Source organism: Lacrimispora sp. (assembly GCF_047605665.1).
Lineage (GTDB): Bacteria > Bacillota > Clostridia > Lachnospirales > Lachnospiraceae > Lacrimispora.
The window spans coordinates 126,335-139,398 of record NZ_JASGFH010000001.1; the positions used below are offsets into that span (position 1 = coordinate 126,335).

Here is a 13,064-nt window from a genome sequence, read left to right on the forward strand (position 1 = left end):
TGTTAATTTAATTCCGGCAGTTCCTTTCGGATAAAGTCCGCCCTGGCTCCGTCCAGCTCCTCTTTGCTCAAGGGCCGGTCTGAAATCTTCTGCAGATTGGCCGGCTGAATTCCAAGCATCAGGCGGTATACGGAAAATTCCTCCTCTGTATGAATCAGTCCGTCGGAAATTCCCGCCATGAGCTGAGACAGGAAAATCATGGCATCCCTGGAGGTAAGCCTTCTGGCGTATTTTAATACGCCATAGGATTTATAAATTTCATCCTCCCGTTCAAGCCTGTGGCTCTGGAGAAACATTTTTCTCACCTGGAACTCCTGGTTGGTCAATTGTATGGCCGCTTTTGTCACAGTGTCTATGATCTCCCGCTCGGTCTGGCCCAGGGTCTTTTGGTTGGAAACCTCATAAAGGGAACCGAAGTTTTCTTCCCCTTCTCCATAAACGCCCTTGATGGCAGCTCCAAATCGGCTCATATCCCCAATCAGTCCCTGGAACTTCTTTCCCTGGGACAGCATGGGTAAGTGGACCACCACCGAAGCCCTGAGACCGGTTCCCACATTGGTGGGAAAGGAGGTGAGATAGCCGTACCGGTCATCGAATGCATATTCAAACCGCTCATTGATGTAATCGTCAATCTGACTGGCCCGCTCCCAGAGCTCTTCTAAGTGAAGTCCGACTCCAAGGAGCTGAATCCGGATGTGGTCGTCGCAGTTTAACACGATTCCCGTATCCTCATTGTCGGAGAGGAAAATGCCTGAGGGCTTTTTAATGGAAGCTGCCGCAGGATTTAAGATGCGCCTTTCACGCAGGGCCTTTTTATCCCTGTCCTCCATATCGTCCAGCATGGCAAAGTCGAAATGCCTGCCCAGGCCTTCTCCTATCCCTCTTAAGCCGAACTCCAGGCGGCGGACCATCTCTGTGCTCTCCTTATTTTCAAGCTTTGCAGGAAACTTGTATTCCTGCCAGTTTCTGGCCAGACGGACACGGCTGCTTATGATTCCGGGCCGGCCGCCGTCTGTCTGTTCAAACCATTTAAGCATCGGTCTCATCTCCTTTTTTCAGTTCTCTTATCCTGTCACGGCACACCGCCGCTGTTTCATAATCCTCAGAACGGAGGGCTTCCTTCAGTTTCGTATCCCACTGATAGATTAAATCCTGCTCCCTCTCTTCTCCAATTTCGGCTTCTGCTTCCACCAAGTCCTGACTCTGGTGCTCCGGGGTCTTTCCGGTGTGGATTAAATTTCCCTGAAGCTGCTTTAGACTGTCCTCCATGAGGGGGCCGAACACGCTGTAGCAGTCTTTACAGCCAAACCTGCTGTCTTTTACAAACTCCTCATAGCTGGTGCCGCAGGAAGGACACTGAATCTGTTGAAGCTTATCCGGGCCCTGGCTGGTATCCTCGATTCCAAGCAGGCCGGACAGCAGTTTTCCCAGGGGAAAATCCCCGTCAAAAATAGCTGCATACACTCCGAAATCCATTTCCTTCGCACACTGGGCGCAAAAATGATGCTCTTTTTTCACGCCGTTTACCACTTCTGTATATTGAATATTTGCTTCGCGCATCTTACATCTCTCGCACAACATATTGAACCTCCGATCCAGGGATCAATCTTCCCTCTGGCCTTTTGAAAATGACTGGAATATCTCATCAACCAACTGATGGACCTCCTCGCATGAAACATTCTTACAGACACCTCTTGCCAATACAACGCTTAAATCCTTGCGCATCTCGTCAAGAACCTGGATTTTATCCACGTCAAGGGACACAACGGCTCCTTTGCGGCGGTCCAGCTTGACAAACCCTTCCTGTTTCAGCACAGAGTACGCCTTATTTACCGTATGCATATTAATACCTATGTTGTCGGCCATCTGGCGCACGGAAGGCAACGTGTCACCTTCTCGTATACTTGACCTGGCGATTCCTATGATTATCTGGTTCCGAAGCTGGATGTAGATGGCTTCCTCACTGTTAAAATCAATTTTTAATATCATTTTCTCACCGTCTTTCGTTATATCTGTTATACACATAATAGCACATATAAACGGTTTTTTCAATGGGATAATTTTCTCAAAAACATATCCCCAGGTGGCCTCTCTTTTCCCGAAAGACAAATTCATCTTAACTCCAGGGGGGCTTCTCTTTTCCCTTTAGGCAAATTCACCTTACCCCCCCAGGGGGTCCTCTCTTTGCCCTTCGGGCAAATTCACCTTATGCAGAACGGTTCCGGGGATTTTCCCCGGAACCGTTCCATCTGCTGTTTTTATATCTATTCTTCTTCTTCGTCCAGATCAATGAATTCAAAATCGTCATCTTCTTCTGTTTCATAGGATGACAAATCCTGTTCCATTTCCTCTAAGCTGACTTCCTGAAGGAATTCATCGTCATCCATATCCGTCTCAGAGTCGGCTTCCTGCCCCATATCTGCCTGTTCTTCCAGACGTGCGCTTTCACCTCTCCTGTGTTTTGGAGGTATGGGGTCAAATCCCCTTTGGTCTTCTGAATGTCTGCTTTCAAACCCTCTCTGGTTCTTTGAGGTTGTGCTTTCAAACTCTCCCTGGTCCTCTGACGGAATGCTTTTAAGCTTCCTCAAGTCCTCTGATGGAATGCTTTCAGGCCTCCTCAAGTCCTCTGACGGCGTATTTTCAAACTCCTCCCTGGTATATCTTCTGATTCTGGAAGAGGGAACATCCCCTGACTCTTCACGGAAGTTTTCGTCTCTGAATTCTCCGTCATCATCCGGTCTCATCCGGCCTCTATCCGGCGATCCTGATCCGGGGCCGTTTCCTTTTTTCATCATCATGACGAGAACGGCAAACAGGATCAATGCCACCAGTCCCACTCCGATGAGAATGTAAAATTGTATGCGGTAATCTTTTACCAGTGAATCGTAGGTATTGGCCAGCTCCATATGCTTTTCATAGGACACTCCGGAAGCGAAGTACCTCTGGATGGTCTTTTCTGAAAGGTCATAGCGGTAGAAGTATTTCTCCCCGTTCCAGTTCATAGCGTAGAAGAGACAATACTGCGGCTCTGCCTCTGTAACTGCAACCCAGCCGGTCACGCGCACGCCGTCAATATCCACCGGACGCTCCTGGAAGCCTTCCGGCATAACTGCTTCTTCGTCAATCGGGATGATGACAATGGCCTTTGAAGTGGTTTCCACCTGCACGAACCGTGACCAGGAATCAGCCCCTTCGTTGTAGATATAAAATCCGCCGTTTCCCTGGGAATCCTCCAAATAAAGCAGAAGAAGTTCTTTTTCCAGCCCGCGTCCGGCCATGACCTCATTGCCCTTGTACTGGTACGTTCCTGCTTCAAAGCCCTCCGGAAGAGAAGCTTCTTCAAAGGAGGAGGCCACGTTGTATACGGTTCCGTCAATCACTGCTGTGGCTTCTCCAAAGGAGGCCTCAACCGTTTCTCCGGTGCCCTGGGTTTCAGAGGCCGTAGTTTCGCCCTCTCCCTTTGTGACCTGAATGGTATAATTACGGACTGTCTGTCCGTCTTCTGCCGTCACCTTTACAATTACCTGGTTTTCTCCGGCCTTTAAGCCCTTTTCTCCCTGGAGAGCCACACGGGCTCCCGCATTGGCCGCCACTGCATTGACCACCAGGTCCGCTGTGTTTCCATCCACCTGGGCTGTGTAACTTTCCACCGCAGGAGAAAATTCAGGAGTCAGGGTTCCTGGAGATATTTTCAATGATTTTAAAGTGGCATCCTTTGAATAAGTGGCCGGGGATGTAACCTTGACTGTGGAATTTCCCTGCTTGCTCACGGAAATGGCCTGGGAATTGATATCATAAATTTCCTGGGAGGTCACGTTAATCTGAGCATTTCCTGCCTGCAGGGTTTTGAATTTCAGTTGAAAATTAAAAGCCTTCTGGTCTGCGGACTCCATAGTCCCCAAAACTTTAATGGCTCCTGCGCCTCCGTTGGCGCTGGTGCCGCTCACAAACTCCAGAACATTGGGATCATAAGACAGCATGATCTCTGCTGTTCCCAGGGCAGTATCGCTGGTCACCTTCATGGTTACGGTCACTTCATTGCCTACCATGACCGAAGGATCAGAAAAAGCTATTTTCGCATCTGCCGCCCAAGACACCATCTGTCCAAAAGGACCGCCTGCGGCCGCAATCATACAGGCCAGCATCAGGCTGGCTATCAATTTTTTCAGTTTCCTGTTCATCTTTCCTCTTCTCTGCCTGAAAGGCGCTTCCTCTTCTATCCTCGCTCCCCAGGGGGGCTTCTCTTTTCCCTGCGGTCAAATTCACCTCAACATCAAAGCCCAAGGACTTTCTTTTGAAGAAGCAAAATATCCTGGGAATTCACCTTGCCGTCTCCGTTTAGATCGGCTGATTTTTGTCCCCCTGCCGTCAAAGTTTCCAGGCCCAGGAGAAAACGCTGCAGCCGCAAAACATCCAGACTGTTGGTCTTCCCGTCTCCGTTAATATCACCGGTCCCGCCGGAAGAAGGCTGGGGGGAAGAAGTCCCGGCTGCCGGGGCTGTCTGCTCTGGCTGAGACTGCCGGGAAACTGTCATCTGATCCGTCACCTGGACAGAACCCGGCCCCTGGCCGATGACTGCCATCGATCCGGAGGTATGGGAAGACATGCCCGAAGAGCCGTCAGGGGCTATGGTCACATTGCTTCCTCCAGGTGTTCCTTCGGAGCCTCCGTTAGAAGGCTTGGACACTCCAGGCCCTATATTGCTTCCAGGTCCGCCTGAATTACCGCCTGAGGAAGTATTGCCTGAATTACTGCCTGAGGAAGTATTGCCTGAATTACCGCCCGAAGGATTCCCGGATGTATTTCCGGACGTATTTCCGGACGTATTCCCGGACGTATTTCCGGAAGAACTTCCGCCTGGAGCTGCCGGTGATGAGGTAGGTCCGCCGTTTTGACGCACCACATGAAGCACGTATTCCCTTACAGTTCCATTTTGCGCAGTAACTGCGATTTTTATGTCATTATTGCCGCTTTGAAGCGTAATATTTCCTGCTCCGTTGACCGAAGCGCCGGAATCAAGCGGTGATGCGCTTACGGTGATATTTGTTACAGACGGGTCCACAATCAGGTTGTATTCCATGGTATCCCGGCTGAAAGAAGGCGTCAGAGACAAGCCGTCTACGTTTAAGCCTGACAGCTTATTGTTGGGACTTCCGGTGCCTGTAGGCTGGCTGCAGGCATTGTCCGGCATGTTGTTATAAACCGGAATCTTAAATTCAAGGGCAGTTTTTTTCATGTCACTGTTGTACGCCTTTGAAAAGACAGCTCCCTCAGAGGCCGCTCCCTGGACATTAGTCATATACTGGTGCTTGTGAAGATTGGCACCCTGAACATTGAATTTCTTCAGATAAAATGTATCCTGCCCAACTTTTACATAATTATTGCCATAATAAAAGGCTCCTCCTAAAATAGAGTTTTCAGGAGAATTCCACGGCCTGTTATAGCTGCCTGCCTGGGAAGCCCACCACAAGCCTCTCTGTACGGCGCTCATGCTTCCGGCCTGGTATGCTTCGATGTTAAAAAAGTTATAATAACCCTCGTAGCCGGACTCTGAGCCCGACACGCTTTTTCCTGCCCCTGAGGAGCCCTGCTCCTGAATGATCATAGCAGCCAAAACGTAAGGATTCACTCCTGACTGGGCAGCCGCATTCATGATCATGCCCGCATAAGAGCTGGTTCCCGTGACAGTTCCTGTAGTCCCTGCAGTTCCTGAGCCTCCTGATGTGCCGGGGGAGGAAGGACCGGGTAAATTCGCTCCGGGACCGTATACCATGAGCACGTAGGGCTTATTGGGGCTTATGGAAGCCTGAGGGCCCTCTAAGCTGACCTCGTCAGAACCCCTTGTCTCACCGGGGCCTATGGCCTCTCCAGGACCCACAGGGCTTACAGGCCCTGATCCGCCGGAACTGCCGTCTGAACTTCCGCCCGAAGAGCTGTTGCCGGAAGATGCTCCCACCGAAGTCTGGCCGGATAAAAAGGTTCCCTTTACCATGGTTTCCAGCCCTGTTGCCGTCTGTTTATTTCCGTCATATGTATGGGTCAGAAACTGGAATACATTGGTTTCATCCAGAAAGTTTCTGGGGTCCATATAATATTTTACAATATTCTCAGAAGCGGTGACCCATGAATTTCCGTCATAGCCGATCCATGCGCTGGTATCCCAGTTGTAAGCACCGGTTTCCGTGGACTTCCAGGAAGAAAGGCTGCTGGTATGCACCAGATTCTTTCCCACCTTGCTCTGCTCCTTAATGGCCGCATTCCAATCCAGGTTGGTGTGCTGTGCCTTGAACACCCAGCCCGGATAAATGGCATGGAGCTCCCGAAGCCTGATCTTATAGCTTTCCGGAAAGCCTTCTGCCGTCAGCTTACTCTCAAAATCCGCATTGCTGGTATAGGCTGCCGGGAAACGGAGGTAGCTTTTGGAAACGTAGCCCGTCACCGTCTGTCCGCCGGAACCGTTGACCCGGATCTGATACCACAGCGCTCCATCGGACGCACTCTTCTCATCGATTACCGTGACCGATGCTCCGCTCGTCAGCTTTGTAACAACGGAATAGGATGTGCCCGGCCCGCTTCTCACATTCAGCGAAGTCGCATTGACCGCTGCCGCCCTCTCCGTATAAGCATATCCATCTATGTATGGCGAAACTATTCCCATGTAAGAATCCAGCACCAGGACACTGGCCAGAATCAGGGCCATCTTACGAGCTTTTTTATACTTTTTCATCTGTTTCTCCCAAATATGTCCTCTTGTATTTTAATCTTCCATACCGACTAGAGGTCCGATAAACCAAAAGGCAAATCAGACGTCTCTACATATTATAATGACAAATTATACCATGTGTCAACCAAATCGGACAAAGTTGGCACAAATGGATATATTTGTAAGAAAATCTTCAAAACTTTGAAACAGACTGTCAGCCCCGGCAACAGAAAAAGCGCCGGAATTCACTTCCGCCGCCTCTTCTGAATTTAAATTTTATTCTTAGGATTTAATACCGCTCCTGTTAATCTTCTTTCTTTGGAGCTGTCAGCTTTAAAAGAAGCTGTGAAATACCATAGAGCAAAAACATGACAATAAAAATACCGCCCATGCCTAAGCCCAGCAATTCTAATGCCTGCACCATGATCTCTGACATCTTTTCCTCCATCCTGCCTGTGAGAGGCAACGCAAATTTATAGTTATAGAAATAATCCTTTTACACTTACATGAAGTAGGAAAGCAGCAATCCGCCTGCAACTACCGATGCGATCTGTCCGGATACATTGGCTCCCGCTGCATGCATGAGAATGAAGTTCTGAGGATCTTCTGCTGTCGCCATCTTCTGGATTACACGGCTGCTCATGGGGAATGCAGAGATTCCGGCTGCACCGACCATGGGATTAATCTTCTCCTTGCGGAACAAGTTAAGCAGTTTTGCAAACAGTACACCGCCTGCCGTATCGAAAACAAAGCCCAAAAGACCAAAAGCAATGATCATCAATGTTTTTAAGTTCAAGAATTCATCTGCTGTCATCTTTACGGAAATAGTGAGACCCAGCAGAATACTGATAATGTTTACCAGCTCATTCTGAGCGGTTGCGCTCAAACGGTCCAGTACGCCGCACTCGCGAAGCAGATTGCCGAACATCAAAAATCCGATCAGCGGCAGGGACATGGGTGCTACAAAGCCTGCAACGAAGGTGATTGCCAGAGGAAACAGAATCTTAGCTGTCTTTGAAACAGACTTAGGCTCATATTTCATGTGGATCTGGCGCTCTTTCTTGGTGGTAAGCGCTTTAATAACAGGTGGCTGAATGATAGGAACCAGAGACATATAAGAATATGCCGCCACAGTGATGGGGCCCAACAAGTTTTTCGCCAATTGTCCGGCAACGAAGATACTGGTAGGACCGTCTGCTGCTGCGATAATTCCTATGGAAGCCGCCTCAGGAAGAGCCAGATCTGTAAACAGTACGACAATGATAACGGTGCCGAAAATACCAAACTGGGCAGCCGCACCAAACAGCATCATAAAAGGATTCTGCAGAAGAGGACCAAAATCGATCATAGCTCCAATTCCGATGAAAATCAGAAGAGGGAAAAGCTCTGTATCAATACCCGCATCAAACAATACGTTAAAGGGTCCTTCTACTCCCGTGCTGGCCTGTGTAATAATACCGGACATAGGGAAGTTTACTAAAATTGTACCCAGTCCCATGGGAACGAGAAGAGTCGGTTCGTACTCTTTTTTAATACCCAAATACATCAAAGCGCAGCCGATCAGCATCATAACTGCCTGCTGCCATGTAAATGATAGTATACCGTCTAATAAAATACTCATATGTTGTCTCCAATCTCAATCTGCCTATGGTAATAGGTTAAATAAAAATGTTGCATCAAAATCATCAGAACAGAAAGCCTGTACCTATGATACGGCTTATGAGAAGCCGTCTTTTACCCCGAAAGGTATATCCCAGCTTCTCATAAAAAGTGCTTATGTCAGCACCGTCCATAAAGGCACAGGCTTTCATGATATTCTTATAACAGCATTTAGATAAATAACGGGCACGCTCCTGTTATTGCAGAAACAATAACGAAAATGATGAAAATTCCGGTTGCCCATTTTGCAGATTCTTTCTGCCACTCGCCCATTTCCAGACCTGTTAAGTTTAACAGCAGGTAAATGAATGCTACAAGCGGGCTGAGCAAATGGTATGCCTGACCAAGAAGGGAAGCAACTGCCATATTCAAATCTGTATAGCCAAATCCCCTTCCTGCTTCTGCAAATACAGGAAGAATTCCATAATAGTAAGCGTCGTTTGATAAGAAGAATGTACCTGGTGCGGAAACGATAGCAGTTACAAGACCCCACCATCTTCCAAGGGAAGTAGGAAGTACAGCGATAATACTCTGTGCAAGGGCATCACTCATACCAGTCTTTCCAAATAATCCGGAGAACATACCAGCAGCGATAACCAGGATAACAACCTGAAGAGCATCACCTGCATTGTCCTGAATACGGTTCTTCTGATCTTTGATCTTTTTGTAGTTTACCAAAAGACCGATAACAAATGCAACCAGGAAAAGGAAGTTAGAAGGAACTTTATCCATAACCAGAATTGCTACAGTACCAACTGTTAAAATTGCGTTGAACCAAATGAGTTTTGGTCTCTTTAATGCTTCTACCTCAGGATCAGATTTAGTAGCACTCTCCAGATCAGCCTGTGAGAACGTCTGAATACCTACACGTTTTCTTTCCTTAAGACCCAGGTAAAATGCTACGCCCAGCATGTAAACAACTGCTGCAACCATACCAGGAGCAAGAGCAGCGAGAACAGGGCCGCCTTCTACATTCATAACTGCCATAGCACGAGCTGTCGGGCCGCCCCAGGGAAGCAGGTTCATGATTGTGTTCATCAAAACAACCAGAGTTCCCAAATAAAGCATCTTTAAGTTCAGCTTCTTGTAAATCGGGATAAATGCGGTACAGCAGATCAATGTTGTAGTTGTTCCGTCTCCGTTTAAGGAAACTGCTGCAGCTACGATGGCTGTTCCTACAAGTACCTTTACAGGGTCGCCGCCGGCGATTTTGATAACGGTGTTTACAACCGGATCAAAGAGTCCTGCATTCAGCATGATGGAGAAGAAAAGAATAGCGAAAAGCAGCATGAATGCTGTTTTTGCACTGCTCACAAGTCCATCCTGTGACATCTTGCCCAGCGCGATGATCTGATCCATAATGGATAAGGATTCAGGCGCTACTACGACGTCCTTCTTAGGATCTGATAAGTATGTAGCAATTGGTGTTCTCATTACTCCGGTGAAAACACCGACTAAAGAAAACACTAACGGCACGCTGATCAACGCCGTAAATGGGTGTAACTTTTTGGCCATGACAAGTACAAGGAACACAATAATCATCGCCCATGCTAGTAAAGTAATCATAAAAATGATCCCCCTTTTAATGAGATTTATTTTTTTATAGTTTCATCATACAGGTTCATTCTTAAAAACTAATAAAATAATACTTAAAATTCTTTAAGGTTTCTAAAATATTTCTGTTTTATTCATATCCTTTTCATGCTTTTCCCTTGTATTATGCCCGTTCCAGGCAGTTTTTAACAACCTTTAAGATTGCAGTATCAGAGACCGGTTTATCAATATAATCGTCGATAATCTTCCTCCGCTTCGCCTCCACGATCTCTTTTGTGACCCGGTCAGCCATAATGATGTAGACAATTTCCGGATACTGCCCCCTCAAGGACATGCAGAAATCAGCCCCGCTCTTTCCGGAAACATACTGGTCCGTGACAATGGCATCCGCCTCCTGCTCCCTCAGCACCCTTCTGGCCTCCTCAAAATCCATACAGGGCAGAAGAATGGCATTGAGCTTGCTGAAATTCCGTTCCAAAAGCCGTAATATCTTTGGATTGTCATCTACAATCATAATCCTTAAGACGCTGCCGCCTTCTCCGCTTCCCAGCTTGTGCCCCTCCTGCTCCTTCTGCTCATTGGCCGGAAGGAAAATATGAAAGACGCTACCTTTTCCAGGACTGCTTTCCGCAAAGATATAGCCCTTGTGGGAGTGGATGATCTGCTCCACCAGAGAAAGCCCAAGCCCTGTACCCGTTCCGTTTTTCTTTGTGGTAAAAAACGGATCAAAAATCTGCTCCAGCACCTCCTCACTCATGCCTTCTCCATTATCCCGGATATCAATTTGCAGATAATAATTCCATTCTTCCGAAACAGAGGTGGCCTTATATCTGTTTAACTCCTCTGATTCCACCTTTCTGCCTTCTATTACAATGCTGCCTTCCTTATGGCCTACGGCATGGATGGCATTGACACAGATATTTAAAATCACCTGATTCATCTGGGTTTCATTTCCCAAAAAGCTCTCATCGATGAAAGAAATTTCATCCTCGATGCGGACATTGGAGGGGCAGACAGAGCTCACCATCTTTATGGCTCTCCGAAGCACCTTTGCGGCGTTAATATCCTTAAAGGCTGTCTCCATGTTCTTTCTGCTGAGGGAAGAAATCTGCTGAATGATCTCCTTTGCCTTGGCAGAAGCCTCATATATTTCCAGAGCATTGTCATAATCCTCCGACTCTTCAGGCAGATCACTCATCAAAAGCTGGGCATAGCCCATAATGGGGGTCAGAAGATTGTTGAATTCATGGGCGATGCCGCCTGTCATGGTTCCCATAACCTGCAGCCTCTGCCGGTGGGCAATGGTCTCCTCGCTCTGGTGCATCTCCTCTAAAATCTTATTCAGCTCCCATAAATAGGCGATTTCCTCTGTATCCTCTTTTTTCTGCATCCATAACTGCCTGATGTAAAATACCATCCCCAAAACGACTGCCACAATTCCGAAGAACACCAGCCCCAGCTTGAAAAATCCGGTTGCCACCGGTATATAAATGTCGTTATAATCAATAACCGCACTGACCACCAGAAATCCATTGCCTATAATGGCAGGAGAATATGCAGCTATTTTTTTGACCTCAGGAACTCCCGGCTCCGCCCACCAATAGGAATAGTATTCCGAAACTCCTGATTCTCCCTTATTCTGCTTTTCAATCATGGCTTCCAGACTGGTTAAGTCGGTGCCCGGAAACATTTCCTTTCTTCCGGAAATAACATCAATTCCCCACTGGGATTCCTGGGGATGAACCAGAATAATGCCCTCTGAATCCTTTATGACAATATAGCCATTGGTGCCCAGACGAATATGGGAAACCAGAGACTGATAGTAATTCCGTTCATTGATCACCACAGAAATGAACTTGTCTTCCGCAATTGCCTTTCTCAGGACGAGATACATCTCTCCGTTTTCCAGCTTGCACTGGCGAAAGCTGGTCTGGGGGTCGATTTCTGTGACGGAATAGGTATTGGTCACTCCATATCCATTGATGCTCTTTAAGAGCTTCCCATCCTTGTCCTCCAAAATCACATCAAAAACGAACCGGCCGTGGTATTTGACATACTCCTCCAAAACATTCCAGTCCCTATGCCCTGTCTGTTTGAAGTTTTCTTCCTCTGTCGCATAAATAGAATTCAAATCCGCCTGATATCCTTCAATGAACGCCTTTAAATTCTCCCCCATGCTCTGAGTCGTCAAAAGCATCTGTTTTTTTTGATTATCAATAATCGCTTCTTTATACTCTTCCCAGGTGCTGAATACCAGATAAGAAAAAATAATCAGCATGGCCGCCGCGATTCCAGATAGAAATACAACGGTATATTTTTTAGCGTCTTTCCTTACATCCATAAATCTGCCCCTTGTTTGCCTTTCCTCATTGACTTGTCTTCCTCTTAATATTATAATAATATCAGTGTTGTTTCAATAAGATTCTGCTGAAATATTCATTTGGAGGATGCTATGCCTGATAAAATACTAATCGTCGATGATGATCCCGCAGTGTGTAAGTTACTGGAAAAGGTCATGCACAGCAATAACTTGGAAACCACTGTGGCAGACAGCGGCCTGGCCGCACTGAACCATCTGAAAAATCATTCCTATGACCTGATTCTTCTGGATGTCATGTTAGGTGATATGGAAGGCTTTGAAGTCATCAAACGGCTGCGGAGCCAGGGCATCCAAACTCCGGTCATGATCGTAAGCGGAAGAAATGAAGATTACGATTCCCTTTACGGACTTTCTCTCGGAGCCGATGACTACATCACAAAACCCTTCCGCCCCTTAGTGCTGGGAGCCAAGGTCAAAGCCCTGATCCGGCGCAACAAAAATCAGATTTTAAACAGTTCGGACACACTGGAATCCGGACCGTTTACCTTCAGCGTTTCCTCCATGAGGTTTTATAAAAACGGGGAGGAAATCGTCCTTTCCTCAAAGGAAAGCAGTCTGATGCTGCTCTTTATAAGACATCCCAACCAGGTATTTACAAAAGATATGATTTACGAACATGTCTGGGGGGATAACATTGCCGTAGACGATAACGCCATCATGGTGTACATAAACCGTCTGCGCGGGAAAATAGAAGAAGACCGGCAAAAGCCGGCCCATATCGTAACGGTCAGGGGCTTGGGATACCGGTTTATCCCTTAGGCCTCTGGC

10 protein-coding genes and 1 pseudogene are annotated in these 13,064 nt (G+C 47.3%); 1 reads left to right on the top strand and 10 read right to left on the bottom strand.

The window, feature by feature from the left end:
* Positions 1-2 precede the first annotated feature (2 nt).
* The 10 genes and pseudogenes from QM657_RS00615 to QM657_RS00660 all read right to left on the bottom strand — a co-directional run bounded on the left by QM657_RS00615 (position 3) and on the right by QM657_RS00660 (position 12,257).
* Complete coding sequence (locus QM657_RS00615; protein ID WP_415064587.1) at positions 3-1,037, bottom strand: ATP--guanido phosphotransferase; 1,035 nt, start codon at positions 1,035-1,037, stop codon at positions 3-5.
* Positions 1,030-1,581, bottom strand: a complete 552-nt coding sequence (locus tag QM657_RS00620) for a UvrB/UvrC motif-containing protein (protein ID WP_415064588.1) — start codon at positions 1,579-1,581, stop codon at positions 1,030-1,032. Before QM657_RS00620 ends, QM657_RS00615 begins: the two co-directional genes overlap by 8 nt.
* 21 nt (positions 1,582-1,602) lie before the next feature.
* Positions 1,603-1,989 (bottom strand): GntR family transcriptional regulator, encoded by a 387-nt coding sequence (locus tag QM657_RS00625; RefSeq protein WP_415064732.1) that lies wholly within the window; start codon positions 1,987-1,989, stop codon positions 1,603-1,605.
* A gap of 275 nt (positions 1,990-2,264) precedes the next feature.
* Positions 2,265-4,181, bottom strand: coding sequence for a cadherin-like beta sandwich domain-containing protein (locus tag QM657_RS00630; RefSeq protein ID WP_415064589.1), 1,917 nt, complete (start codon positions 4,179-4,181; stop codon positions 2,265-2,267).
* Between the two features lie 92 nt (positions 4,182-4,273).
* Positions 4,274-4,606, bottom strand: coding sequence for a dockerin type I domain-containing protein (locus QM657_RS00635; protein WP_415064733.1), 333 nt, complete (start codon positions 4,604-4,606; stop codon positions 4,274-4,276).
* Between the two features lie 6 nt (positions 4,607-4,612).
* Positions 4,613-6,727, bottom strand: a pseudogene (locus QM657_RS00640) (SH3 domain-containing protein); the annotation flags it as partial.
* A gap of 280 nt (positions 6,728-7,007) precedes the next feature.
* Positions 7,008-7,139 carry an OadG-related small transporter subunit gene (locus QM657_RS00645; protein WP_333650958.1) on the bottom strand — a complete coding sequence of 44 codons (132 nt, stop codon included), beginning with the start codon at positions 7,137-7,139 and terminating at the stop codon, positions 7,008-7,010.
* Between the two features lie 66 nt (positions 7,140-7,205).
* Positions 7,206-8,324: a sodium ion-translocating decarboxylase subunit beta gene (locus QM657_RS00650; RefSeq protein ID WP_415064590.1), complete on the bottom strand. Its 1,119-nt coding sequence runs from the start codon at positions 8,322-8,324 to the stop codon at positions 7,206-7,208.
* Positions 8,325-8,533: 209 nt separating this feature from the next.
* Positions 8,534-9,928 (bottom strand): CitMHS family transporter, encoded by a 1,395-nt coding sequence (locus QM657_RS00655; RefSeq protein WP_415064591.1) that lies wholly within the window; start codon positions 9,926-9,928, stop codon positions 8,534-8,536.
* A 151-nt stretch (positions 9,929-10,079) separates the two neighbouring features.
* Positions 10,080-12,257, bottom strand: a complete 2,178-nt coding sequence (locus QM657_RS00660) for an ATP-binding protein (protein WP_415064592.1) — start codon at positions 12,255-12,257, stop codon at positions 10,080-10,082.
* A 111-nt stretch (positions 12,258-12,368) separates the two neighbouring features.
* On the opposite strand from QM657_RS00660, the gene QM657_RS00665 reads away from it, so the two are divergent.
* Positions 12,369-13,055, top strand: a complete 687-nt coding sequence (locus QM657_RS00665; protein WP_415064593.1) for a response regulator transcription factor — start codon at positions 12,369-12,371, stop codon at positions 13,053-13,055.
* The last annotated feature ends 9 nt before the right edge of the window (positions 13,056-13,064 follow it).